This is a genomic window from Psychrilyobacter piezotolerans, from assembly GCF_003391055.1.
In the GTDB taxonomy this organism is placed as follows: Bacteria; Fusobacteriota; Fusobacteriia; order Fusobacteriales; family Fusobacteriaceae; genus Psychrilyobacter; species Psychrilyobacter piezotolerans.
In genome coordinates this window covers 42,145-68,429 of the sequence record NZ_QUAJ01000015.1, presented here as the reverse complement: position 1 = coordinate 68,429, position 26,285 = coordinate 42,145, and the positions used below count along the sequence as shown (strand labels likewise).

Annotated in this window: 19 protein-coding genes and 1 pseudogene; 6 read left to right on the top strand and 14 right to left on the bottom strand. The window is 35.5% G+C overall.

Annotation, left to right across the window (positions count from 1 at the left end; all coding sequences use genetic code 11):
• Nucleotides 1-157: 157 nt before the first annotated feature.
• Nucleotides 158-427 carry a transposase gene (locus DYH56_RS16465; protein WP_114642643.1) on the top strand — a complete coding sequence of 90 codons (270 nt, stop codon included), beginning with the start codon at nt 158-160 and terminating at the stop codon, nt 425-427.
• Nucleotides 424-4,839, top strand: a complete 4,416-nt coding sequence (locus DYH56_RS09480) for an autotransporter outer membrane beta-barrel domain-containing protein (protein WP_114642622.1) — start codon at nt 424-426, stop codon at nt 4,837-4,839. Before DYH56_RS16465 ends, DYH56_RS09480 begins: the two co-directional genes overlap by 4 nt.
• 203 nt (nt 4,840-5,042) lie before the next feature.
• Here the strand turns inward: DYH56_RS09480 and DYH56_RS09475 are convergent, their stop codons facing one another.
• The 5 genes from DYH56_RS09475 to DYH56_RS09455 form a co-directional block, all read right to left on the bottom strand.
• Complete coding sequence (locus DYH56_RS09475) at nt 5,043-5,828, bottom strand: endonuclease/exonuclease/phosphatase family protein (protein WP_114642621.1); 786 nt, start codon at nt 5,826-5,828, stop codon at nt 5,043-5,045.
• 11 nt (nt 5,829-5,839) lie between these two features.
• Complete coding sequence (locus DYH56_RS09470) at nt 5,840-7,486, bottom strand: PTS transporter subunit IIBC (RefSeq protein WP_199533009.1); 1,647 nt, start codon at nt 7,484-7,486, stop codon at nt 5,840-5,842.
• 13 nt (nt 7,487-7,499) lie between these two features.
• Nucleotides 7,500-9,173 (bottom strand): glycoside hydrolase family 13 protein, encoded by a 1,674-nt coding sequence (locus DYH56_RS09465; RefSeq protein WP_114642620.1) that lies wholly within the window; start codon nt 9,171-9,173, stop codon nt 7,500-7,502.
• 172 nt (nt 9,174-9,345) lie between these two features.
• A complete protein-coding gene (locus DYH56_RS09460) occupies nt 9,346-10,293 on the bottom strand; it encodes an ROK family protein (protein ID WP_114642619.1) in 948 nt (315 codons plus the stop codon).
• Nucleotides 10,290-11,288, bottom strand: a complete 999-nt coding sequence (locus DYH56_RS09455) for a LacI family DNA-binding transcriptional regulator (protein WP_114642618.1) — start codon at nt 11,286-11,288, stop codon at nt 10,290-10,292. Before DYH56_RS09455 ends, DYH56_RS09460 begins: the two co-directional genes overlap by 4 nt.
• A 424-nt stretch (nt 11,289-11,712) precedes the next feature.
• Here DYH56_RS09455 and DYH56_RS09450 point away from each other — a divergent pair, with 424 nt between their 5' ends.
• Nucleotides 11,713-12,942 (top strand): type II secretion system protein, encoded by a 1,230-nt coding sequence (locus DYH56_RS09450; protein ID WP_114642617.1) that lies wholly within the window; start codon nt 11,713-11,715, stop codon nt 12,940-12,942.
• A gap of 145 nt (nt 12,943-13,087) precedes the next feature.
• Here the strand turns inward: DYH56_RS09450 and DYH56_RS09445 are convergent, their stop codons facing one another.
• Complete coding sequence (locus tag DYH56_RS09445; protein ID WP_255414700.1) at nt 13,088-13,642, bottom strand: flavodoxin family protein; 555 nt, start codon at nt 13,640-13,642, stop codon at nt 13,088-13,090.
• Nucleotides 13,643-14,036: 394 nt separating this feature from the next.
• Between DYH56_RS09445 and DYH56_RS09440 the strand changes: the two genes are divergently transcribed.
• Nucleotides 14,037-15,101, top strand: coding sequence for a mechanosensitive ion channel family protein (locus DYH56_RS09440; protein WP_114642616.1), 1,065 nt, complete (start codon nt 14,037-14,039; stop codon nt 15,099-15,101).
• A gap of 76 nt (nt 15,102-15,177) precedes the next feature.
• Here the strand turns inward: DYH56_RS09440 and DYH56_RS09435 are convergent, their stop codons facing one another.
• From DYH56_RS09435 to DYH56_RS09425, 3 genes are all read right to left on the bottom strand, one after another.
• Entirely contained in the window at nt 15,178-16,479 is a 1,302-nt protein-coding gene (locus DYH56_RS09435) for a 2-hydroxycarboxylate transporter family protein (RefSeq protein WP_202922775.1), read from the bottom strand.
• 146 nt (nt 16,480-16,625) lie between these two features.
• Nucleotides 16,626-17,294, bottom strand: coding sequence for a response regulator (locus DYH56_RS09430; protein ID WP_114642615.1), 669 nt, complete (start codon nt 17,292-17,294; stop codon nt 16,626-16,628).
• Nucleotides 17,291-18,829: an ATP-binding protein gene (locus DYH56_RS09425; protein ID WP_158539111.1), complete on the bottom strand. Its 1,539-nt coding sequence runs from the start codon at nt 18,827-18,829 to the stop codon at nt 17,291-17,293. Before DYH56_RS09425 ends, DYH56_RS09430 begins: the two co-directional genes overlap by 4 nt.
• Nucleotides 18,830-19,002: 173 nt before the next feature.
• Here DYH56_RS09425 and pdo point away from each other — a divergent pair, with 173 nt between their 5' ends.
• Nucleotides 19,003-19,641, top strand: coding sequence for a protein disulfide oxidoreductase (pdo, locus tag DYH56_RS09420; RefSeq protein WP_114642613.1), 639 nt, complete (start codon nt 19,003-19,005; stop codon nt 19,639-19,641).
• Nucleotides 19,642-19,710: 69 nt separating this feature from the next.
• Here pdo and tyrS read toward each other — a convergent pair whose 3' ends face one another.
• The 3 genes from tyrS to brnQ form a co-directional block, all read right to left on the bottom strand.
• Nucleotides 19,711-20,928 carry a tyrosine--tRNA ligase gene (gene tyrS / locus DYH56_RS09415; RefSeq protein WP_114642612.1) on the bottom strand — a complete coding sequence of 406 codons (1,218 nt, stop codon included), beginning with the start codon at nt 20,926-20,928 and terminating at the stop codon, nt 19,711-19,713.
• A 300-nt stretch (nt 20,929-21,228) separates the two neighbouring features.
• Entirely contained in the window at nt 21,229-22,125 is an 897-nt protein-coding gene (locus DYH56_RS09410) for a DMT family transporter (RefSeq protein ID WP_114642611.1), read from the bottom strand.
• 280 nt (nt 22,126-22,405) lie between these two features.
• Nucleotides 22,406-23,731, bottom strand: coding sequence for a branched-chain amino acid transport system II carrier protein (gene brnQ / locus DYH56_RS09405; RefSeq protein ID WP_114642610.1), 1,326 nt, complete (start codon nt 23,729-23,731; stop codon nt 22,406-22,408).
• 492 nt (nt 23,732-24,223) lie between these two features.
• Here brnQ and DYH56_RS09400 point away from each other — a divergent pair, with 492 nt between their 5' ends.
• Complete coding sequence (locus tag DYH56_RS09400; RefSeq protein ID WP_114642609.1) at nt 24,224-24,961, top strand: TSUP family transporter; 738 nt, start codon at nt 24,224-24,226, stop codon at nt 24,959-24,961.
• Between the two features lie 74 nt (nt 24,962-25,035).
• Here the strand turns inward: DYH56_RS09400 and DYH56_RS09395 are convergent.
• Nucleotides 25,036-25,236 (bottom strand): annotated as a pseudogene (locus DYH56_RS09395) (DUF1858 domain-containing protein).
• A gap of 76 nt (nt 25,237-25,312) precedes the next feature.
• Nucleotides 25,313-26,272 carry a KpsF/GutQ family sugar-phosphate isomerase gene (locus DYH56_RS09390; RefSeq protein WP_114642608.1) on the bottom strand — a complete coding sequence of 320 codons (960 nt, stop codon included), beginning with the start codon at nt 26,270-26,272 and terminating at the stop codon, nt 25,313-25,315.
• Between the last annotated feature and the right edge of the window lie 13 nt (nt 26,273-26,285).

Sequence of the window (26,285 nt, the reverse complement as noted above, 5' to 3'; positions counted from 1 at the left end):
TAAATTTTATTGTGTCAAAAAAAGATCCATACAAAAAACTTGCCCATGAAAAATTCTAGGAAAAATCCAGTGTTACATTTAATTTGACAACCTCATAACTTTAAAATCAACCCAATTTTCCTTAAGTTAATTTTAATCGATATAAAAGGAAAGGAAGATATATTTAAGTATAACTATTGGAGATGTCGAAACTTCAAAATTACGGTTTAAAGAACTAGCTTCACTTAGTTCCATAGGAGTTAAAGAAATTTTTATTGTTTCGGTTGGTGGTTTTTCTGGTTTTAAAGATGCTATTAATATAATTTATCCTGAGACTAAAACTCAACTATATATACTTCACCAAATTAGGAACACTGTTAAGTTTTTAAACTATAAGAAAAGAAAAACTTTTGAACGAGAATTAAAAGGGAGGGAAGATAAAAAATGAAAGAGTTGAATCTTTATCAAAAAAAGATTAAAAGGATTTTAAAAGGGAAGGTTAGTATCTGTACAGCTGTAATAGTTTCACTTTTAATAACTAATTCTATAGCAATGGGAGAAACAGATCCGCTTACTATAAAAAACGTAAAAAAAAATATTAAATCACAGGATCTTGATAATGACGGAGTTCCAGACTCGGAAGACATGTTTCCACTGAATCCCAAAAGAGCCAGTGGTATAGATTCAGATAATGATGGAATAGATAATGAGTTTGATAGTGAGTTTGACTTTGACAATGAGATTGAGGAAATAGCTTCCACTGGAACAAATGACCTCTATGAAGGTTTTGAAAAAGCTGATAAAACAAAGCCACTGGATACCGACGGAGATGGGGTGCCCGATGAGATAGATTCTGATGATGACAATGATGGAATTCCTGATACTATCGACCCAGTAATTGATTTAAAGAATCCTAACAGGGATACAGATGGGGATAAAATAGTAGATATGAAGGATACCGACGATGACAACGACGGATATTCTGATCTCGATGAAACTGCTGCCGGGACCGACCCTCTAGACGGTTCGGCAGTACCAGCTGATTACGATGGCGACAAAGTTAGTGATGTCACTGATACCGATGACGATAACGATGGGATCTCAGATACCGACGATGCTTTCCCTAAAGATTCTTCTGAAACTGTCGATACTGACGGTGACGGCACCGGTAACAATGCCGATACTGACGATGACGGTGACGGATATACCGATACCGATGAAACTGCTGCCGGGACCGACCCTCTAGATGGTTCTGCTGCTCCAGCTGATTACGATGGCGACAAAATTAGTGATGTCACTGACACCGATGACGATAACGACGGGATCACAGATACCGACGATGCTTTCCCTAAAGATTCTTCTGAAACTGTCGATACCGACGGTGACGGTACTGGTAACAATGCTGATACTGACGATGACGGCGACGGATATACCGATACCGATGAAACTGCTGCCGGGACCGACCCTCTAGATGGTTCTGCTGCTCCAGCTGATTACGATGGCGACAAAATTAGTGATGTCACTGATACCGATGACGATAACGACGGGATCTCAGATACTGTCGATGCTTTCCCTAAAGATTCTTCTGAAACTGTCGATACCGACGGTGACGGCACCGGTAACAATGCCGATACTGACGATGACGGTGACGGATATACCGATACCGATGAAACTGCTGCCGGGACTGACCCTCTAGACGGTTCTGCTGCTCCCGCTGATTACGATGGCGACAAAGTTAGTGATTTTACTGACACTGATGACGATAACGATGGGGTTTTAGATACTGTCGATGCTTTCCCTAAAGATTCTTCTGAAACTGTCGATACCGACGGTGACGGTACTGGTAACAATGCCGATATTGACGATGACGGTGACGGATATACCGATACCGATGAAACTGCTGCCGGGACTGACCCTCTAGACGGTTCGGCAGTACCAGCTGATTACGATGGGGATAAAGTTAGTGATGCAACTGATCCTGACGATGATAACGACGGAGTCTTGGATGAAGAAGATGCCTTCCCTAAAGATAAAAATGAATCGGTGGACACCGACGGAGATGGAATTGGTAACAATGCTGATACCGATGATGACGGCGACGGGATTCCAGACGAAGATGAGCAACTGGATGGCAGTCTTATAGATCCTGAAATCCCTCCTCTGGCTCAAGAGGGAGGAAGTGGAGAGCTTACTATCGATGGCGGTGCAGTGGGTATAAAGACAGAGTCATCATCGAATATTAAAAATACGAGTAACTATGCATACTCAAACTACATAGTAAAGGATAAGGTGGGAATGCTGGCTACCCATGAAAATGGTCAGGTCATAAATAGCGGAACTATAACCATAGACGGAGATTTCGCAGGGGTTTACGGTATGGTGGCCCAGCTGGGTGGTACCGTTAGAAACAAGGGTACGATAAACCTCAATGGTGAGTATAACGTAGGTATGAAGGCCATAGGGGGAAGCCTCAATGATGATACTACCGACGAGTATGGCGAGGGCGGTACTGTAATCATGGATTCCGGTTCTTATATATACATAAATGGAAACAACAACGTGGCTATGCAGGCGGTTTCCGGAGGATACGCCGAGAGTGACTGGGATACATATATCAAAACTGGAGAGAACAACAGAGTTATGCAGGCTTCTGGAGAGGGCAGTGTAGCTGTTAATAACGATTATATTCATATTGAAGCTGCGAAAAATATGGGGATGCAGGCTTTAAATGGCGGGAAGATACAAAATATTCAAGATGGAGATTATAATTCAATGATATTGATTCAAACTTCAAATATTATCGGTATGCAGGTAGATGGAAGCGGAAGTATCGGTGAGAGCGACGGTTCTATAGAGCTAGGCGTTTACTCTAATAACAGTAGCAACAGTATAGGGATGAACGCCATAAACGGTGGAAAGATCTACAACAAAAAAAGCACTGATTATAATGATACTTCTGCTATAACCTCAATGGGCAGTGGGACAAATATTATAGGTATGCACGGAACAGGAAGCGGAGCAGAAGCATATAACAGCTCTAAGATAACCATGGCAACAGAAGCCTCTTATGCTATTAAGATGGAAAACGGAGCCTACGGTGAAAACACAGGGCAGATAACAATAAGTAGTGCCGACTCCTACGGTATGTACGCAGGAACAGGTTCAACTGTTGTAAACAAAGAAGGTGGAACTATCACGGTAAACGGCAGTAACTCAACAGGAATGGTTGCCGACGGGTCTGGTGCCGAGGCCTATAACTATGGAACTATACATGTAAAAAGTGAAAGTGGAACCACCAACTCTGCTTATACTGCGAAAGATGAGAGCAGCCAGGCAGCTGTGGATACAGTCTATATGAAGGCCATAAATGGAGGTCAGATCTACCAACTGGGAACCCTCCAATCGGAGTCTTCCATAGTATTATCATCCGATTCCTCAAGAATGGCTGTACCATCAAGCTACCTCTTCTCTTCGGCTGATGCAAGTTATGATGCTGGAGGAGACTTTACCCTAGATGGAGAGATGCACGTATTTACCCTGGCAGGAATGGGGAATGAGTATACAGTGAATAACTATATAGTTGCAGAAGGAAATATAGAAGGGGAAGAAGGTATACTGTCTCTCTCTCCTGTATACAAGATAGCAGCAAGTGTAGATGAAGGCAATGACGGTTCTAACAGGGCAGCCCTTACTTTTACCAAGATAAATGATATCGAAAATCTTGTAACTGAAGATTGGATGAAGCCTTTAGCTGAACTTATTGATGGCGCAGTTTTCAATAATACAGGTGGATTTGTGGACAAATATCCTAATCTTGCAGCTAAGATAGCAAATACAACTTCCTATACCCCTCTTATGGAAGAACTCTCGGCAAATGAATATGCAAATATATCCAAACTAATACTTGATAATGAAGAGTTTTTCAACGGAATGGGGAAAAAGGTAATGCATGAAACAAGGAACAGCATTTCCTTTAAGATGGACGATTCAGAAGACTCAATTGATAAATACAAAATTGTTTTGGCAGATTTTGTGGAATTTGGAGAAAGACAACTTAAATTTGCAGCTGACTACAAAGAGAGCAGCACAAAAGAGGAAACTGGAACTGTCGGTTATGAGAGTAATAAAGGAGGATTTATCCTTGCCCTGGAAAACGAAAAGAAGGGAATAACCCTAGGTTACAGTAAAGAGGATGTGGACTACAATGAAGGAAGCGAGGGGGATATTAACTCGATCCACCTTGGAGGATACAGCTCCAGAGAGCTTGGATCTGCCTATCTGAATACTTCCCTTGGATTTGAGTACAACATGCATGATATGGAAAGAAGGATAGATGTATCTGGATCTGGAATAAGCGAGAAAGCAGAAGCTAATTTTAATTCCTACACAGTTTCCTTGGAAAACAGGATCTCCAGATCTGTTGAACTAAATACTGTAAGTGTTTCTCCATATGTCAGTTTGAACCTAGCTATGGGATACCACGAAGATATAGAAGAGAGTGGAGCTCCAGGATTAAATGCTGAGGTATCTGATGAAACAGTATACTCCACTGAGTTAGAAGGAGGTATAATCCTCAGCAAGAAGTTCTCCCTAGTTAGCGGAGTAAACCTGAAACTTTATACCCACCCACGTATAAAATATGATTTTGCTCACCCAGAAGATGTAAGGGAAGAAGTAAGCCTGGAGGGTATAAATGGTTCTTATTCCTTAAGCAAAGCTCAAGAACGTGAAGACGTTGTTGGAATAATTGAGGTAGGAGCAAGCCTCGAATTATTTAATAACCTATATCTCAAGGGAAGTTTCATAATAGATTCAGAACAAGATGACTATACCTCTGTAGAAGTAGAGTATAAATTTTAAAAAAATTTGAAATAAAGATTTCATTACTTAAATTTGCCCTCCCTTCTTTCTTCGAAGAAAGAAGGGAGGGCTTTTTTATTTGTTTTCATTTTGTAGAAAAACCAAGAATGGTGCAGGGTCTATTCTTCTTTTTTTATATCTGTTCCTTCCCAGAGGGCACATATCAAAAAAAGAATCGAGAATTAATTCTCGATTCTTTTTCTCTATAAAATTATTTCAACACCAAAATGATCCGAAATTATGTTTTTGTTTTTCCCGTTGAAAATAACATTACTCGAATACACTTCCACAGGTGTTCCGGCTAAAATTAAATCCAGTCTTTTTTTAGATATATCATCTTCCCAGCCTGCAATTTCTCCCGGTACAGTACAGCCGTCATCTTTTATCTTAGCTGCTGTAAAAGTATCCGTCAAACCATTTTTTATTAAAAATTCATAACCCTCTCCAATTATGTTTGCATCGTTGTTGAAATCTCCCATAAAAAATACCTTGTTGTCTGTATTCTTTGAAATTTCCAATATTTTTTCCCCTTGATATCTAAAAGGTTCTTCTGCATCACTCCACCATCCTGTATGGCAGCTGTAAAAACTATATGCTTCACCTTTAAACTCAACGGAACCGCCTATAATTTTCCTGCTCTTCCAGTTTTCTATACCCTCACTTTGAGAGATGTAAAAACTTTGAACATCAGTAAATGGCTGTTTACTTAAAAGGGCTACCCCTTCCTCGTAGATATCATACCCATAGTGGGAAAAATCCCAGATAAAATTATAAGCTGTCCCCAGTTTTTTTAATTCTTCTACCAGGAGGAGGGCAAAATTATCTTCCCTTATATTTCCATAAATTATCTGGCTTTCCCTATGCTGGCTGACTTCCTGAAGAGCTACAACATCGTAGTCTCTCTCATATATTGTCTCAGCTAAATATTTTATCTTTTCCAACTGGTTTTCTTCCTGCCACGAATGGCAATTCAATGTGAGAAGTTTCATCTCCATCTCCCTTATGCAAAATTTAAAGTATCAATTATTTTATTCTTAAGGTTATCAGCTTTGGGACCATAGATAGCCTGTATTCCATTTCCTTTTACAATAAGCCCTATGGCACCTGCCTTTTTCCACTTGGATTCATCTTCAACCAATGAATTATCCTTTACAGAGATACGTAATCTGGTCATACAGGCATCCACATCACTTATATTACATTTCCCGCCTAAAAGTTCTATGATTGTATCTGTTAAAGCATCATTTTTTTGATTTTTATTTACTTTTACATTGTTTTTTTCCTCTGCCTCATCATCTATATAATTTCCTTTTCTTCCCGGTGTCGGAAGGTCAAATTTTTTGATTAAAAAATTTACAATGAAGAAGTTTAACCCGAAGAATCCTATGGAACTGATTACGAAGTTTATTAAGTCTCTTCCTATTCCTGCACTTATCATAAGCGGTGTTCTAGTGAGTAACTCTAAAAACCCAAAGGCTTGGATTCTAAGGTCTATTAAATCTGTTAATGCAAAGGCTAATCCTGTCAAAATAGCATGAACTACATATAATACAGGTGCGATAAACATAAACATAAATTCAATGGGCTCGGTTACTCCCGTTAAAAATACTGCTAATACTGCCGAGAAAAATATCATCTTATATTTAGGCTTTTTTTCTTCATCTACATTCTTGTACATAGCCAATGAGAATCCTAATAATGAAGCCGTTGAAAGGATTACCTGTCCTGCTTTAAACCTTGCAGGAACTACCGAACTTATTAATTCCTTGTATGTTTCCATATCTCCCGCAGCTTTTAAGTTGTTTAAATCCGTTATCCAGGCTAACCATATAGGGTCTTGTCCGGCGATTATAGATCCGGCTTCCGATCCTGTTAACAGCTGATATGTCCCGCCTAATTCCGTATAGTTCATAGGGATGGTCAACATATGATGTAGTCCAAATGGTAGTAATATTCTTTCTAAGGCACCGTATACAAATGGAGCTATAACCGGGGCAGTATCCCTGGAGCTGGCTATCCAGTTTCCAAATGAGTTTAACGACCATTGTATATAAGGCCATACCAATGAAAGTGTAAATGCCATCACTACAGAACCTAATATAACTACAAATGGTACAAATCTTTTTCCATTGAAAAAAGCCAGAGGTTGCGGCAGTTTATCATAATTATAAAATTTATTGAATAGTGCCGCTCCTAAAAATCCTGAAATAATTCCGATAAATACTCCCATATTCAAAGCAGGAGATCCCAGTACACTGGTGAAATAATCCCTTACTAAAACTTCCTTACCTGTCATTATATTTATTGTAGCATTGGGATCCGACATCATCCCGTTGTTTACACCAAATATCGTTCCTGTGAGCCTGTTGGTCAGGATAAAGGCCAGTATAGCAGCAAATGCTCCTCCTGCTCTTTCCTTAGCCCAAGATCCCCCGATAGCTACAGCAAATAATATGTGTAGGTTTACAATGATCCCCCAACCTATATCTTCCATTACCCTTCCAGCCATGTCTATACCTAAAAATGTAGTCACTAATTTCCCTAAAGAGATCATAAGTCCCGCAGCAGGCATTACTGCTATAACTACCATTAAACACTTTCCAAATTTTTGCCAAAAATCAAATGAACCTAATTTTATTTTCCCCATGATTTTGCCCCCCTTATTTTAATTTATAAACCCTGCACTCATATGGTTTCAATAAAAATTTATCCATTGCATTATGAGGCTCTACCCCGTAATTATTTAAAACTAAATTTTCATAATTCAAAGTATAGTTTTTTTCTTTAAACTCACATGTTTTTTCAGTCAGATTACATATGATTATGTATCCTTTCCCGTCTTTTTCCCTGGTATAACTATAGATATTTTCATCGGATTCAAGTAAACACCTGTAGTCGCCGTATAAAATCTCTTTAGAATGCTTTCTTAGATCAATCATCTTCTTATAAAAGTTTAAGATGGAGTCCTCATCCTCTAAATCTTTTTTTACATTTATATGACTGTTGTTTTCATTTAATTTTAACCACGGTGTACCTGTAGTGAATCCGCCATTTTCACTATTGTCCCACTGCATGGGTGTTCTTGCATTGTCCCTGGAAGAATTCTTTAATTTTTCTATATCCTCCTCAGTGAGTTTACCTTCCAAAGCTAACTCTCTGTACTCATTCAGTGTTCTGACATCCTGGTAGTCATCCATACTGGGGTAAGAAATATTGGTCATTCCTATCTCCTGCCCCTGATATATAAACGGCGTCCCTTTCTGCAGAAAATACATTGCCCCAAATGACTTTGCACATTCTATCCTGTATTTTTCATCATCTCCCAGAGTCGAAATCGACCTGGGTATATCATGATTTTCTATATACAGGGCATTCCACCCGATATCATTCACTGTATGCTGCCATTTAGACAAAATGCTCTTATATTTTTTTACATCAAACTCTTCATTCCCGCAGGTATTCCATAAGTCCAGATGTTCAAACTGGAATATCATATTGAACTTTCCATCCTTTGAACATACCCAGTCACAAATATCTTTTTTATTGTGAGAACTTACACCGTTGGCTTCTCCCACAGTTACGATATCGTATTTTTCAAATGTTTTCTGCTTAAGTTCATCCAGATATTTATGGATTCCATTTTGATTCATATGTTTATCAAAAGAAGATACATATTTTAATCCGTCTGGATTAGGCATATCCTCAAACCCCTCTTCTTTTTTTATATGACTTATGGCATCCACTCTAAACCCGTCTATTCCCTTGTCCAGCCACCAATTTATCATATTGTAAATTTCATTTCTTACTTCTTTGTTTTCCCAGTTTAAATCAGGCTGCTTCTTAGAAAAAAGGTGAAGATAATACTGGTCCGTAGCAGGAGAATGTTCCCAGGCTGACCCGCTGAAAATACTCTCCCAGTTATTGGGCTCCTTCTCACCCTTACCATCACGCCAGATATACCAGTCCCTTTTTGGATTATCCTTGGATGAGGATGATTCTATAAACCATTCATGTTCATCGCTGGTATGATTTATCACTAAATCTATGATTAACTTCATATCCCTTCTATGTATTTCCTTCAAGAGATCGTCGAAATCTCCCATCGTTCCAAATTCTTCTAATATCTCTTTATAATCACTTATATCGTAACCATTATCATCATTGGGAGATTTATACATAGGACATATCCAGATAATATCTATACCCAATTCTTTTAAATAATCCAATTTAGAAATAAGTCCCCTTAAATCACCTATTCCATTCCCTGTAGAGTCTTTAAAACTTCTCGGGTATACCTGATACCCTACAGCTTCCTTCCACCATCTTTTTTCCATAACTCCTCCTAAATCTGCGCAAACGTTTGCGCAAATGAACAAAAATAAAAATACCCTGTTTCAAACATATATTTCATACAAAGGTTATAACATTTTTTTTTATCTTTGTCTAGCGGAATCGTTTCCAAACAGTCTTTTAGCATACATAAAGTTCTATTTTAGAGGTATAATTTTATAAAAAAAGTGCAATCCCGCCTTTAATCCCTGCATCATTTCCAAGTTCTCCCAATTTGATTTTTAAGTTCCTCAAAGTTACCGGCATAGCATATTGTTTTAACTTTTCGTTGACTACATCCAAAAGTATCTCCCCTGCCAATGCAACCCCGCCTGACAAAATAATTATTTCCGGGTTTATTACATTTAATAAATTTCCTATTCCCATACCCAAGTAATTCCCCACATAATTTACTATTTCCATGGAAAATTCATCCCCGGCCTTGGCACAATCAAATACATCTTTAGCTTCTAATTTTTCTATATTTCCCTCTAAACTTTTATATAAAAGATTATTTTTATTTACAGCCAGACGTGACTTAGCTTCCCTAATTATCCCGGTAGCAGATGCATAAGCTTCAAAACAGCCTTTTTGCCCGCAGCCGCACAATTTTCCGTTTTCAACTAATTTAATATGGCCGATTTCTCCCCCTGCACCATTCATTCCTGAGATCAACTTGGAATTTACGACTATTCCTCCGCCGACTCCTGTTCCGAGAGCCACCGTAATACTGCTGCTGCTTCCCTTTCCTGCTCCAAACTTACTCTCTCCTATGGCTATCATGTTTACATCATTTTCTAATTTTGTCGGTACTCCTGATATTTTTTCCATTGCCTTGCTGATATTTACATCTGCTTCCCAGTCAAAATTTGCAAAAAAACTTACGATTTCCTGGTTTATTACAGGCCCTGGAATACCTATTCCTATTCCATGGATATTTTCCCTGCTTATTTTTTTTTGATCCATGAGGCTTTCTATGGTTCCCCATATCCTTTTCAAAGTTGTTTCCATACCTTTTTCCGAGAGGGTCTTTATACTTTCTTTTATCAAGATTTCACCATTTTCATCCAAAATCCCTATTTTAGTATTCGTCCCCCCTAAATCTACCCCTGCATAATATTTCATTGTAACTCCTCCTCTATATCTATTAATTTTGCTTTGACAATTTTATAATTTTCCTTATTTTTCCCATCAAGTTTTGATATCAGTAAATTCATGGCTTCCTTCCCCAATTTTAGTGCATTTATGTCTACCGAAGAAAATTTAGGCCCGAAGTTTCCCAGGGGGTCGATATTATTAAATCCTATGATCTTTATTCCCCCTATCTTTTTATCCGTTAAATATCTCTGGACACCAAAGGCGAGAAAATCATCCGTACATATTACTGCCGTCAACTCTTTATTTTTACATAGTTTTTCGGCTCCCCTGTAGCCGTTTTCCCTGCTGAACTCACCTTCATACACAATCTCCGATTTTATTTTTTCTTTTTTACACTGCTCTTTAAACCCTTTTTCCCTGTTGATGGATACCGTCCAATTTTTTTTGGCCCCGAGATATCCGATATTTTTATAACCCTTTAAAGATAAGCTTTTAACTATCTCTTTTGTAGTTTCTTCGTTGTTGTTGTCTACCCAGAGAATATTGGAAGAATCAGTCACTTCCGGGCGGCCGATAACTACGCACGGGAATTTATTTTTTTCTAAATATTTAAGACATTCATCTTTTTTTCTTGTGGTAAGTAGGCATATCCCGTCCACTATATTGGATGAGATAAAATTTTTCACGGCTTCCAACTCGTTGTCTTTATTTTTCCCAAAGGCATACATGATATGATATTTATGCTTTTCTGCAGCTATACTTATTCCCTTCATGGCCTGGATATAAAAAGGGTTGGAAAAGAGTGAATCCGCCTCGTGGGGCATAACCACACCTATTATCTTAGTCTTCTTATTTACCAGACTTCTGGCCAATATATTGGGGGTATACCCTAATTTTTCAATGGAATTGAGAACCCGGATTTTAGTTGCTTCTCCTATCCTGGAGGTATTGGATATTACCCTGGATACCGTAGAAGGTGATACTCCTGCATCTTTAGCTACATCTTTTATAGTTACTTTCATCTTATCAGCCTCCTTTGTAAAAGATTATCATTTTTTAAAAAAAAATAAAACATTATTTTTAAATTCAATTTTTTTAAACAGGTTTTTCTTTCGTGAATTAAGTCAAAATATACTGTTTTAAGGATAAAAAAAATCCGAAATATAATAAACAAAATAAAATAGTAAGACTAGGTTATTCAGAAATTGAAGTTGCAACTTATGATGAATAAAAATTAAATTTATTGAATTTTCATTAGGGAAGACTAAACTAATATGTTAAAATAATGTAAAAAAATACACACTATATTTATAAATAAAATTAAAGAAGAAGATCTGAAGAGTTATTTTTTCATAAAAAATATTATTAAAATAATAGCTTAAACTATTGGGAAAATTTAATTTTTTTGATTTTATGAAATATAAAAAAAGAAAATGAGGTGATTTTATGAAAAAAAATTTTAAAAAAGGATTTACAATAATTGAATTATTAGTTGTAATATCTATGATTGGTGTTCTCACTGGAACTGTTGCACCAAAATTATTAAAAGAAATGAGAAAAGCTACAGTAGCTAAAGTACAACATAATTTAGGAGTAATAAGATCCAGGCTGTCTCTAGACGAAACTTTCTTAGAAGAGTTTCCAAATTTATATGATAAAACAAATACAGACTTATTAAAAGCCTATATTATTGAGTCTACTCCTTCATTTACAGATGGAAAGGGAGAAGGTCATGAAGCTACTTCAAAAGTTACTTATTCTAGAACTAATGACGGTGGCTGGATATATAATAGGGAGAAGGGAGAAATCTATGCTAATTTACCAGATGGAGCATATACAAAAGATGAAGGATATGAAATATGGGGCGGAGAAACACCTGCCATATCTGAAATAACTTATAATGGTAGTGATGATCTATCTTATGGAAAATTGCAATTTAAAAATGAAGATGGTCATTGGGAAGATATGGTAGATGGAGAGGTCTATTCATCGGATACAGAAATACAATATGTTCCATATAAAGGTAATGTTTCAGGGAATGCAAATCAAATAAATATCGGCACAAATACTGGAGAAACAGTTAGCTTAAGTGATTGGGGGAAAATTTCAGGCAATACAGCAGTATTGGAATCTGATGGGACAACTATTACTACTACAGTTTCATCTGGAAATCTAGAAGCATTTAATGGTCCAAATAGTCATCTTGGAGCTGGAATAGGTACTTCTAATGGTTCATCAGGGCTAAGTTCAGGTGACACTCTAAGAATAGATATAGACGGGGAAGATATCAATAAGGTTATTTTCACTTTAGATGGATTAGGAGGATATTTTGATGCAACCAGTTCACACGCTACTCAGGTAGAAATTTCTGCCTTTGATGAAAACGGGGTTTTAATAGAAACACAGAGTAGTTATAGGGACTCAGGATCATTTTCAGATCAATATTCTTTTGAAATAACACAGCCTGTTTCTTATTTTGAGCTGGGAACAACAGGAAGTAATGGAACCTATGTAGTACAGAGTGTAAATTTAATAAAGAGTGCTCAAGATCAGGTTAATTTAACAATTCAACATCCCGATGGGACAACGGAGGAAATATCTAGAGATATACTTTTAGATGATACAAATTCAGGTGATCCCATTACTATAAATGAAAAATTAGAAGAAGATGTATAAAAATCACAAAATTCCGTAGTACCTATTTTGCAACTTCCATAATTAAAATCAATAAAATCAACCTTAAAAGGACACTTCTAGTGTCCTTTTATTTGATACTTTTTAATTTTTGTCCGCGTCTTACATTGATATTTGTCCATAATTTTTAGACTTTTTTAAATTCTGGATTGTTCATAATTCTAAAAATCATTTCCTGTTTTATATCACGGTTACCGATAACAGGGTTATGTTTTGTATCAAAATATTTTATTTCATCAATTATTTTAACACCTAATTCATCTATAGGTTTTCTCATAGCTTCCATAGTATATCCCATGGAATCCATACTCTTTCCTCTGCAGACTCCTATTATTAAAGCTTTTTTCCCCGAATCCAGTCTTGATTTCCAGGTATTATTGGAGTAGTCATTTAAACTAAATGTCCTGTCCATCAATATTTTCATCTGTGAACTTACATTATAATTATATGAAGGTGCAGCAAAGATATATCCGTCGGAAACCTTCATTTCATTGATTATCTCTGTTAAATCATCTGTAATATTACAGCCACCATTCTTTATACAGTATTCACAGGCATTACATCCAAAAATATTTCTGCTGTTTAGATAATATTTTTTAACTTCTATATTTTTATTATTTAAAGCTTCTATGGCAAAATCAGTTAGTCTATCTGTATTTTCACCTCTTCTAGGACTTCCAATGACTGCAATTCATTTTTCTTTCATAGATCCTCCTAATAATTTTTAATTTTTTTCTAGATCAATGGTTTAAAAGGATTATTTGTTTATTTGCAGCATCCAACCTTATATTTGACCCTATCGGCATTGTAAACATAGGATGGGTGTGACACATGCTGATCCCCCTGATTAATGACCTTATGTCTTTTATAACTATTTATGATAACAGGAATAGATTAAATCTTACAACTACTTTTATATTTTTATCGGAGGTTTTTTTCTTAATTCTTCTATTTTTTTTTGCTGTTCATCTGTTAATCTTAAATGTATTAAGCTAACTTGGTTAGATATAGGAAACAGGGTAAAACTTAGGTATATTTAAATATCGAATAATAATATTTTTTTGGGGGGGATTTTCATGGAAAAAATTAATATAGATCTTAATATTTTAATATATCCTTTGTTGGCTGTCGTGTTTTCATTTATAGTTTTGTTTTTGACATATAAATATTTAAAAAAAATAGCTGTTAAAAATTCACATATAAGAGTTTTTTCCCAATTGATAATAGCCGCTGAGATCTTTTTTTGTGTATTTCTAGTTATATTAGTCCTGCCTGTCCGCGACACTTTCAAGGGACAAATTCTTAGTTTCTTAGGAATTCTTCTCAGTGCGACTCTCGCTTTGAGTTCAACTACCCTCTTAGGGAATATATTGGCTGGAATTATGCTTAGAGGTATGGGCTCTCTAAAAATTGGGGACTTTATAAAAACAGGTGATCATTTTGGAAGGATATCGGAAAAAGGACTTTTTCATATTGAAATTCAGACGGAATACAGAAACCTTATAACCATATCAAATATCTTTCTTATAGCAAAACCTATCAAAGTGATCCATTCTTCTGGAACAATAATTTCCTCTGAAGTTTCTTTGGGGTATGATGTTTCATCAGATCGAATAAAAACTTTACTTATTGAGGCTGCAAAAAATTCTGGTTTGGAAGATCCCTTTGTTTATATCCTCAAACTTGCTGATTTTTCAATACTCTACAGGGTTAACGGCCTTCTCCCAGAGGTTAAATATCTAATTTCAGCTCACTCACAATTAAATGATCAAATATTAAAAGTTCTCCATAGAAACTCTATAGAAATAGTATCTCCAAATTTTATGAATACGAGAACTGTAAATGATATAAGATTCATTTCCAAGGAACCTCTAAAAGATGAGGTTCAAGATACTGAGATAAATCCTGAAGACACCGTATTTGAAAAGGCCAATATGGCAGAATTATTACATGAAAACGTTAATCATCTTACAGATATCAAAAATGAAATTGAAAAAATTGAAAAAGAAATGAATTCCACCCCTGATAAATTTAGAGAAAAGATGTTTCAGGATAGATTAATTATTCTGAAGAAAGAGGAAGCAGAGTTAAATAGGGATATTGAAATAAAGAAGGAAGCTTTAAATAGTGAAGATAAATAATTATTGAGAAGGACTATTATCTTTTTTAGTTTTTTTAACCTAAATAATCAAAAAGATGCCCTGGGGCATCTTTTTTTTAAACAAATAAATTTATAAGTAAAGATGTCAGTATAAGCATAAATGCTCCTCCAATCCTGGATGATATCTGTGAAAATGGCAGCAGTTCCATCCTATTAGAAGCTGATAATACTGCGATATCTCCTGTTCCACCCATATTTGCCATACATAATCCTGCCGTTATCATTCCTTCGATCATATAAAATCCCAATAAACGACCGACTATTGCAGTACCTAACATAGCACCTACAATAGTTGTAATTACCAGTAATAAATAAGTCAGACTAAATGCACTGATTACTGCTCCTAAATCTGTGTATGCTATCCCGATCCCTACCAAGAGTGCCAGTGTAAAATTTTTCATCACAAACTGGAACCATGTGGTTGCTGCTTCCTCATGTTCTCTCTTTAAAATACCTGTCAATTTGGCAAAAGCTACCGATAAAATCATAAGTGCATAGGGATGCAGCGGTATATACCTTCCTAAAAATTTTCCCAATACATAAAAGGTCGTGGCTATCAGCAACCCTTTTCCTAAGGATAGATAATCTACCTTTAATTCCTTTTCCTCTTCTATCCCTACATCATCCTGCCCCTTCAATAACTTTCCGTCACCAGAAAATTTATTATATTTTTTCCCTAATTTATTTAATATTCCTGCACAGACTATAGCCACTGCATTACCCAGTGCTACTGCCGGAACCATTATAGACAGAAGCTGCGTCGGATCCTGATCCATGGCTTTACCAAAGATTTGAGCCAAAGGTACTGCTCCTGCTCCCATTCCACCACCCATTATCGGGATAGCTATATAAAATACTGCATTGACAAATCCGTAGCCCATCAATGCTCCTACTGCCCCGGTCATCAGGATCGATACAACTACTCCCCCTATTATTACCGGAAGATATTTTAATCCAGCCTTTATCAGTAGTTTCGTGTCCATTCCCAAAATACTACCTGTTATGAGAGCCGCTATATAAAAATTTAGAAATCCTCCGCTCTTCATAAAGGTCGCTGAAGAACTAACCACCGTTTCCGGTAAAATATTATATGTAACTAATGCCGCTGCTGCAAATATTGCTACTATCGGCCCGCCGCCAAAATAATCCTTTATAATAGGGGTTCTGTTCCCTATCTCATTGAGCAGTACTCCCGTTATCAGTAAAAAAGGAATCACTCCCTCCATCCCCTTTGGAAGTGCTCCTGTAAATGCAGCTCCCATTATTATCAGTGCCACAGGTATAAAATATTTCATTTCCAGACCTAATAATTTAAATTTACTCTCTATCTTACCCTGTAATAAAACTTCTGTTTTCATCTTATTTCCTCCTGTTTCATTTTTGTCTTTTTTTTCTATATCTGTAGTATATTCCTCATTTCCGTATAAAGATATAAAACAAAATTAAAAAAAGAGTTATTAAATTAAAAAAAGATTGCTAATAAATTAGCAATCTTTTTCTGATTTTACAATATTACCTTATACTTATATTCAGGTCGGCCTACACTGCCGTAATATATTGAATTTTCCACCCTTCCCAACTCCATCAGATAATCCAGATATTTTTTTACTGTCACCGTACTTGTATTTAAAATTTCTGAAATTTCCTTGGAGGACCATTCCTTGGAAGGATCCAGCAATAATACTTCCATTATTTTCGTCAAAGTTTTTTCACTGATCCCTTTGACACTGCTTCCCTTAGTTTTATTCCTTAAAAATAATTTATCTACTTCACCTTGATTTAAAACTTCCTTCCCTGAAATATTAGCTTTTTTATTTAAATATCTCCCCAAAGAATCCTTTAACCGGTTAAAATCAAAGGGTTTTATGAGGTAGTCTATAGCTCCTAATTTAAATGCCCTCTCTATCTCAGCAGTATTATTGGATGCTGTCAGAAAAATAACTTCTGCACCAACTTTTTTCTTTCTTATGGTTTCTAAAGTTACCAAACCATTGGTATCAGGTAAAAACATATCCAATATTATTAATTCCACCTTATTTTTTTCCAGATATTTAACGGCTTCTTTTCCCTCTTTGAAGGTTTTGACTACCCGAAATTCTCCTACAGAATTTATTATCTTCTCCGTTATCATACTTACCATGGGATCATCTTCTATAATAACTACATCTATCATAACTTCCCCTCCTTACTGAGTTCCACACAAAATGTTTTATTGTTTTTCCGGCTCTTAATATTCATACTGCCTCTATATATCTCCACAAGATTTTTAATGAGCGCCAGTCCGGACCCGCGTCCCTCACCCTTGGAGGAATAACCCATATTAAATATTTTTTCCATCTCATAGGTGTCTATACCCCGGCCGCTGTCTGTAACCTCTACCCTCAATTTACTCTCATCTTCAAAAAAATTAACCTGAATCTTCTTTTCCGCACTGTTTTCACAGGCTTCCCTTGCATTTTCCAACAGATTCCCGATTATCACAACCAAATCATTGGTATCTATCCCACCATGGGTTTTATCCAGTTTCGCTTTTTCATCTACCTTAAAATCTATCCTGTGTTCCTTAGCTAAACTCATCTTTGCCAGGATAAGGGCTTCTATTATGGGGTCTTTTACTCCTACAACATTGTGTTTTTCATTCTCCACTTCATATTCCAGGTAGAGGATATAATCCTTAGCTTTTTCATATTCCTCCAGCTGCAGCAGCCCGGAAACTACATGGATCTTATTCTTAAATTCATGGACATTGGCTCTCATGGAGTTGATTATCTGGCCGACTCCCGTTATCTCCCTGGCCACCCTTTTTACCTCTCCTCCATCCCTCAGGATAAAGATAACATCCAGGATTTTTTTTGTTTTATTTAATTTTATCGCACTTACAAATAATTTTCCGCCTTCTACCATTATCTCCCTGTCGTCAAATCCGGATTGTGTTTTTATCACTGTTTCAAATAACCGTTTGAATATTTCATCATCCTCTGAAGTCAGCATATTTTGAGCTGCTATATTGGTTTTAGTGATTTCTCCCTTATTGTTTATAGTTACTATTCCCTCGTGCATATTGTCAAATATCACTTTTTTTTCAGCATAAAATCTCCCTATTTCCACAGGCTCGTATCCGAAAATTTCTTTTTTTATACTCTCAGCCAGAAAATATGATAAAAAAGCTCCAAATGAAAGGATTATAAAAAATAAAAATATTGACTCAAAAATAAAATTATTTTTCCACTTATCTCTCTCTACCTGGAATTTTCCCACACTTATAAACCCTATCTGTTTCCCTTCATAATCTATAGGTATAAATTTTCTGAGAGACACTCCCTGGGTTCCTCTGGCCATTGAAAAATATGACTTTCCCTCTTCTACAACTGCCTTTTCATCCCCGCCTTTAAAGATTTCACCTATATATTGAGGATCTATATGGGAATATCTCCTGCTCTCCATATCCGCTACAGTTATAAAATCTACATCCTCTAATTCAGACCATATTTTATTGGTATAAGCCTGTATATTTTTGGAATTTTTTTTATATAAATTTTCTATTATAAACGGATCCCGGCTGAGTGTCAGAGCTATATTTCCAAGATTTTTCCGTTCATTCACATTTTCTATCTGAACTCTGGTTTTAAAAAAAATAAAGTGCGTTATAAGCAGTATAACCGTTATCAAAACTACTAAATATATATATATTTTCTTTTCTAACCTCATTTGTCCCCCTTTTTTTTTATTAATCGAACTACCATGATAAAAGTTTAGCATATTTTTTCTATTTTCTTAAAGGATTTTTTCATCTATGGTAAATATATAATTAGAGAGTAAGTAGAAAGAGAACGATAAATGAAATATATATATTTCAGATAGATGAGAAGGGAGGGAAGGAGATGCCGGAAATATTCAATAATGAAGTTTTAAAGCATATGAAAGAAGAGCTGAATAAAATAAAAAATCCAATTAAAATTATTACCTTTGTGGAAAGTGGGAAACCTCTGTGTGATGAGGTAGTCACTATGATGATGCAGTTAGCCCAATTGAATAATAAGATACAATTTATAGAATATGATTTAATTAAAAACTCTGATTTAGCTGAAAAATATAGAATTGATAAGGTTCCGGGAACTACCATTTTGGCAGAAGATCAGCCTACCGGAATTAAATTTTATGGAATTCCCACCGGGCATGAGATAAATTCACTTTTATTTGCCATCCTGGAAAGTTCTGGATTGGCAGTTCCGTTGGAAAGCAAATTAGAAGATGCTATTAAACAGATCAATAAAAAAATAAATATCAAAGTATTTGTAAGTTTACAATGCCCCCACTGCCCCAAGGCAGTTATGACAGCTTTTAAAATAGCTCAATTAAATGAAAATATTGACGCTGAGATGATACAGACCAACCTATACAGTGATCTTTCCAATGAATTTGGGATAAGTTCTGTCCCTAGGATTTTTTTCAATGACAAAGATGACCTGTTAGGGGTACAGCCCATAGATATGTTTATTGAAAAATTAAAAAATATATAAGTTGAAAGTTCTAGAGATCAAAAAAATCCCTGAAAATCAGGGATTTTTTCATCTCCCCTCCTGGGGCTCTTATTTAGTGATTTTAACTATCTTCTTTTTTCCTGCTCTTACTATCATTCCAGCCTCTATCTTTATCATTGCTTTTACATCTTTAACTGCCACATCATTTACCTTAAATCCACCCTGAGTGATGAGTCTTCTGGCATCAGAAGTTCCCTTAAAGAAGTTTAACTTTTTAACCAACAGGTCGATTGCTCCTACTTCATCTTCATCTATCTTTACCTCTGGGAGGTCTACATCCATATTTCTCTTGGAGAATACATTTTCAAACCAGTCATAGGCCTTTCTTCCCTCTTCCTCATTGTGGTAGATAGTTACAATCTCTGCACCCAATCTTTTTTTACAATCCATAGGATGGATACTGCCATCGGCTACTCCTGCCTTTAATCTTCCAACCTCTTCCATGGGAACATCTGTAGCTACCTCATAGTAGTTCCACATAAGGTCGTCTGAGATAGACATTACTTTTCCAAACATATCGTTGGGAGCTTCTGTTATCCCGATATAGTTATTAAGTGATTTAGACATCTTTTCTACTCCGTCTAACCCCTCTAAGATAGGCATCATCATACATACTTGCGGTTCTGTTCCTGCATTTCTCTGCAGATCTCTACCTCTCAATAAATTAAATGTCTGCTCAGTTGCTCCTAATTCTACATCGGCATCTATTGCTACGGAGTCATATCCCTGTAAGATCGGGTACATAAATTCTACCAGTGATACAGGTTTTCCTGCTGCTAATCTTTTGGAAAAATCATCCCTTTGAATCATCTGTGCCACTGTAAATTGAGATAATAATTTCAATACATCTTCTAATTTTAATTTTTCCAGCCAGTCACCGTTATACACAACCTCTGTTTTTTCCATATCTAAGATCAGCTTTAACTGGTCTAAATATGTCTGGATATTCTTTGTGATATCTTCAGAAGACAGCATTGGCCTGGTTTCAGATTTTCCTGTAGGATCTCCTATCCTGGCTGTAAATGTTCCGATTAAAAATTTTACCCTGTGTCCCAGATCTTGAAACTGCTTTAACTTTCTAAGGGGTACTGCGTGACCTATGTGTAAGTCTGAACCAGTCGGGTCTATCCCTAATTTTACGATTAACGGGGTATTTGTCTCCAGTGATTTCTTTAATTTTTTTTCTAATTCCTTCTCAGAAATTAATTCCTCTACTCCCCTTTTTAATATATTTAACTGTCTTTGCACCTCTACATTGATATCCATAATTGATCTCCTTTTATATACATAATTTTTATTTTTTATAAAAAAAAGCTCACAGATTATATCTGCAAGCTTTAAAAAGTTTAATTCAGATACAACCCCTATTAGTATACTATAAAATGGGCTGTAATATCTCTACACAGTCCCTCAATTAATAATAGTAATAATAAGTTTGGTTGTCTTCAAATTTCATATCTTTCTCCTAATTTCTTAGTCTATATTTACTTGATTATAACATAATAAGTTTTTTTTTTAAAGCAGTTAAGTTAAATTTTATATTTTTAAAGTGAATAAAAATATAAGTTATTCAGCTAAAACAGCTGTTTTTTTCTCCGGCAGCTCTACCTTTGATACCACTGTTCCTGTGAGTAATATGATAATTCCTATCACATTCACAACAAACAGATACTCCCCCAGGAAAAAGTGCCCTATAATGGCAGCAGTTGGAAGTTCCACCAGACTCATTATTCCAGCCTTTGTAGGTGTAGTAAATTTCAACGCAAAAGAATAAAAAGTACAGGATAAAACCGTGGGAACTATTCCCAATATCACAGATATCCCTACCATTTTTAAACTGAGTGCTCCCAATAATATTTCCATATCCAGCATGGAAAATACGTATACAGCTCCCACTAAAAAACTATACATAAGGATCCCTGTGAGATTGCATTTTTCAGGTATTCTCTTAGTCAGTATAGGGAAAAATCCGTATGCCAGTGCCGATATCAAACCTATCAAAAGACCAATCCCGTTAGCCTGCAGAGCAGATACGTCTCCTCCAGCCACCACAAGAAATGCCCCGTAAAATGCCAGACTCAGGGCTAACCCCTTGAAGAGAGTAAGTTTTTCATTAAAAAATATTCTCGACAATATCGCTGTAAAAAGCGGTCCTAAACACACCATCATTACCCCAACTGTGGTAGATGTCATAGATATACATTTATATATTGCCAAACTCATGGTACCCTGGGTTATTACCCCTATTAACATAGAATGTTTCAACCCTTCTCTTCCTACTTTCAGCTTTTTTCTGTCTGTAACTAAATAAAATACAAACATCGATAAAAAAGCAAATAATAGCCTCAAAAAAGCTATTTCAAATGGTCCAACCCCTGTTTCTCCTAAATAATGTGAGATAATCCCAAGAGTTCCCCACGTTACCCCTGCTAAAAATGCAAGTCCATACCCCTTATGTTCCACCTTAATCCCCCTCTAATAATTTAACATATCAAACCATTATAGAACATCTTCTAGAATCATTCAATATAATTATGTTCCCCTTATATTCAAATTTATAACTATGTTAATCCAGTATATATATTTAATATATACCGAGTGTATATTTAACGTATATTTAACGTCTATTGAATTATCCTCCCAGGGTCTTCTAAAATATATAAAGAAAAACCCCTGAAAATTCAAAGGTTTTTGTGTTAACATTTTTAAAATTTAATTTTTTATTTTTTCTATTATCTAAAGTTTATTTTATTATAGAGGTTAAAACCTTCTTGATATTTAATGAGAATTTTTTTATTTTTTTCATTTCCAATTTAGGAGAGAACTCTATAGTTAGTTTTGTAAAAACAGTTATGAGTACTGCTGGGATCAGCCAGGCAAACCCATTTTCTCCAAATGGTATACGATTAAAGATATTTTCAATTTCAGGGGAAACAGTATATTTATTTATTACTTCAAGGATACTAAAAAATAACGTTGTATATACACTGCCTTTAAAAATTAATTTTTCTTTCACTTTAAAAATATTTAAAGTTATCAATACTATCGTCACAGGATAAAGTAACGTAAGGATAGGGATAGCTATCTTCACTATAAAACCAACCCCTGTGGCTGCCAGTATTGCCGATACCACACAAATAACTATAGCTGTAATTTTGTAAGACACATTTAATTGCTCCGAAAAAAAATCAGATGTTATAGCAACCAAGGCTATGGAAGTTGTCAAACATGCAACCGTCACACAGAGTCCCAAAGCCACCGTTCCGAATTTACCCAGAGTAGAGACTGCAAGATGCATAGTCAAAGCAGATCTGCTTAATGTGTTTCCATCTCCATTTACCATAGATCCCAGATATAACAATCCTCCATATACTAAAGCCATGCCTAAGCCTGCTACCAATCCTGATTTCATAATCATAGATCTTTGAACTTTTTTATCAACATACCCGCTTTCCTTGAGACCTTTGATAATTATAGTTCCCAAAAGAACTGAACTTATGGCATCCATAGTCTGATACCCGCCTAAAAAGCCATAAGAAAACGCACTTTCTTCTATGGTTTTTTCCCCTGCTACTCCTATTTTAAATAAAACTCCCTTTATTATTATAACCGCTAATATTGCCAAAATTATCGGCGTTAAATATTTACCTATTATATTTATTAATTTAGTAGGTTTTATTACCAACATAAGCACAACCAGAAAATATAGAGATGATACCAGCAATGAGTTTATATTCCCAAAATTAGGAACTATTCCCATCTCATAAACTGTAGCTCCAGTCCTTGGAATTCCAAGCATTGGTCCTATAGCTGTAATTAAAAGCATAAAATACACTTTATTAAATTTCTCCGATACTTTTACTGCAAAATTATCTATATCTCCAACCTGACTAAAAGCTAATAAACCACAGACAGGCAGACATATCCCTGTTGTAAAAAATCCCATAGCCGCTTTTAACCACTCTTTTCCAGATACCATTCCTATTTCCGGGGGAAAAATTAAATTTCCTGCTCCAAAAAACATGGCAAATATCGCCAAACCAAATATAAATACATCTTTGTTTTTCATAAATCACTCCCTATTTTTTTTATTTTCCCGTTTCCATTTTTTTCATTTTAACAACCTCTGAAAATACAGATATTCTTTTTTAGATCTTTTCTAACTTTTTCAAAATAAAAAGATTAAATTCAGAACATATATATATAAATATAGTACTTTAATTATATACACTTAAATTTCACTTAAATCAACAATTGATCATTTTTTATCAATCTATTATCAACTTTTTTCACAATTTATTTACGTATATTGAAATTATTTTTCTATTATTTTTTATTAAGTTATTTTTTTAACAATATCATAAGAAAAACTACGAACTTTAGTCCAGAAAACAGGAAAATATTATACCATATTTATAGACAAAAAGTGCGTCATTTCGGCATTGAGCAAATTTAATAATAGAATGTTCTGATAAAAATACCCTTTCTGAAAATATCAGCCATTGATTATTTTGATAGAATCCTATAGAATATTAATTATATTAAAAATTATGGAGGAACTATGGAAATTTTATTGATCGGATTAGGAATGTTTATAGCCGGATTTATCGACTCTATCGCTGGAGGAGGAGGACTAATCAGTACCCCTACACTGCTTTTAGTCGGCCTTCCACCCCATCTTGCTCTAGGTACAAATAAGCTGGCTGCCTCTGCCGGAACACTGGTCAGCAGCCACGAATTTTTTAAGAGTAATAAATTAAATTTTAAATTACTCAAGCTTATGATTCCCTTTGCATTTATAGGAGCAGTTATTGGTGTAAGTGCCCTGCAATTTATTACCCCTGATATCTTAAAGGTGCTGATCCCTTTTATGATTTTTGGAGTAGCCATCTACACTATTATTTCTAAAAAAGTAGGGATGATAAATTCCTTTGACGGGTTTACTCCTAAAAATAAATTTTTAGGTAAGATTTTAACTTCTATTTTGGGATTTTACGACGGCTTCTTTGGCCCCGGTACGGGAACATTTTTTATGTTTGGTTTAGTCAAAATTTTTAAATTTGATTTCACAGCTGCCACTGCCAATACCAAGGTGTTAAATTTAACCACTGGTTTTGCTGCTCTCCTTACTTTTTTATACCATGGACAAGTGGATCTTAGGTACGGGCTTATCTCTACAGTATTTATGATCTTAGGTTCTAAACTAGGTAGTAAAATGGCTGTAAAAAATGGAGCTAAATTTATAAAGCCTATCTTTATCGTTATGTCCTTGGTCATGGCCGGCAATATGATTATCTGATAAAATTAGAGTATATATATAAAAAAGACCTCTGAAATTTCAGAGGTCTTTTCTATATAAATAACTTAATAAAATTACTTAGTTTCTTCGATTAATTTATTCATCTCTTCGATTACAACATCAGCATTTAATCCGTGTGACGCGATTCCTTCTCCTAAGCTCTCACCTGAGGCTACCATACAACCTACTCACCCAAGTCCGTATCTTTGGAACACTTGAACTATTACTGGATACTGTTGTACAGCTTCTAATATATTCATATCTTTATTTACCATTTTAACTCCTCCCATAAATCAATATTATATTCTCTTAATATATGAATTATATATTATCATAGTAAACTTGTCAAGATTAATTAACACTATTTAATAAATCATGGATCCTTACCATACCTATTAATTTCTGCCCCTCTAACACAGGTAAAACCGAAATCTGGCTATCCCTGTTTTCCATTAGTTCCAATGCATCTACGGCCATCTTTTCAGCTTGAATATAGGTAAATTTAGAGATCATGATATCTTTAGCTTTATAGGTGAAAAATTCCTCTTTATTTCCCAATGCCCTTCTGATATCTCCCTCTGTTATTATTCCTGTCATCATCCCGTCTTCCAATACACAGACAGCTCCTAATTTTTTCTTTGTCATAGTCACCAATATCTCATCTATACCGGTATTTTTTCCTACAACTGCAAGGTCGGATCCGCTATGCATTACATCTTTTACCTTCATGAGCAGTCTTCTCCCCAGGCTGCCTCCCGGATGATATACAGCAAAGTTTTCCGGTTTGAAGTTTCTGAGTTTAATAAGTACCGATGCTAAAGCATCTCCCATAACCATAGTAGCTGTAGTAGAGCAGGTAGGAGCTATATTCATAGGACAGGCTTCCCTTTCAACACCTATATCCAGTATTTCATTGGCTTCCATTCCTAATTTCGAATTTTTGTTTCCAGTCATGGCTATTAATTTTGCACCTATTTTTTTTATTGATGGGATTATCGATACCACTTCATCACTGTTTCCTGAGTTTGAGATAGCTATTACCACATCTTCTCTGTGTACCATCCCAAGGTCTCCATGAAGACCTTCAGCTGAGTTCATAAATACTGTCAATGTTCCTGTAGAAGCCAGGGTAGCGGCTATTTTTTTTCCTACTATCCCGGATTTTCCGATTCCTGTAACAACAACCTTTCCCCTGCACTCCATGATCAGCCTGGCTGTTCTCTCTATTTCTTTTCCTATCTTATCCCTTACTTTTTTCAATTCCTCTATTTCAACATCAAATATTTCCTGAGCGTATTTCTTTATATCCATGATTCCCCCTGTG

Coding starts and splice junctions, on each gene's coding strand:
- DYH56_RS09480 (WP_114642622.1), top strand. CDS start 424: ATGAAAGAGTTGAATCTTTATCAAAAAAAGATTAAAAGGATTTTAAAA.
- DYH56_RS09475 (WP_114642621.1), bottom strand. CDS start 5,828: ATGAAACTTCTCACATTGAATTGCCATTCGTGGCAGGAAGAAAACCAG.
- DYH56_RS09470 (WP_199533009.1), bottom strand. CDS start 7,486: ATGGGGAAAATAAAATTAGGTTCATTTGATTTTTGGCAAAAATTTGGA.
- DYH56_RS09465 (WP_114642620.1), bottom strand. CDS start 9,173: ATGGAAAAAAGATGGTGGAAGGAAGCTGTAGGGTATCAGGTATACCCG.
- DYH56_RS09460 (WP_114642619.1), bottom strand. CDS start 10,293: ATGAAATATTATGCAGGGGTAGATTTAGGGGGGACGAATACTAAAATA.
- DYH56_RS09455 (WP_114642618.1), bottom strand. CDS start 11,288: ATGAAAGTAACTATAAAAGATGTAGCTAAAGATGCAGGAGTATCACCT.
- DYH56_RS09450 (WP_114642617.1), top strand. CDS start 11,713: ATGAAAAAAAATTTTAAAAAAGGATTTACAATAATTGAATTATTAGTT.
- DYH56_RS09440 (WP_114642616.1), top strand. CDS start 14,037: ATGGAAAAAATTAATATAGATCTTAATATTTTAATATATCCTTTGTTG.
- DYH56_RS09435 (WP_202922775.1), bottom strand. CDS start 16,479: ATGAAAACAGAAGTTTTATTACAGGGTAAGATAGAGAGTAAATTTAAA.
- DYH56_RS09430 (WP_114642615.1), bottom strand. CDS start 17,294: ATGATAGATGTAGTTATTATAGAAGATGATCCCATGGTAAGTATGATA.
- DYH56_RS09425 (WP_158539111.1), bottom strand. CDS start 18,829: ATGAGGTTAGAAAAGAAAATATATATATATTTAGTAGTTTTGATAACG.
- pdo (WP_114642613.1), top strand. CDS start 19,003: ATGCCGGAAATATTCAATAATGAAGTTTTAAAGCATATGAAAGAAGAG.
- tyrS (WP_114642612.1), bottom strand. CDS start 20,928: ATGGATATCAATGTAGAGGTGCAAAGACAGTTAAATATATTAAAAAGG.
- brnQ (WP_114642610.1), bottom strand. CDS start 23,731: ATGAAAAACAAAGATGTATTTATATTTGGTTTGGCGATATTTGCCATG.
- DYH56_RS09400 (WP_114642609.1), top strand. CDS start 24,224: ATGGAAATTTTATTGATCGGATTAGGAATGTTTATAGCCGGATTTATC.
- DYH56_RS09390 (WP_114642608.1), bottom strand. CDS start 26,272: ATGGATATAAAGAAATACGCTCAGGAAATATTTGATGTTGAAATAGAG.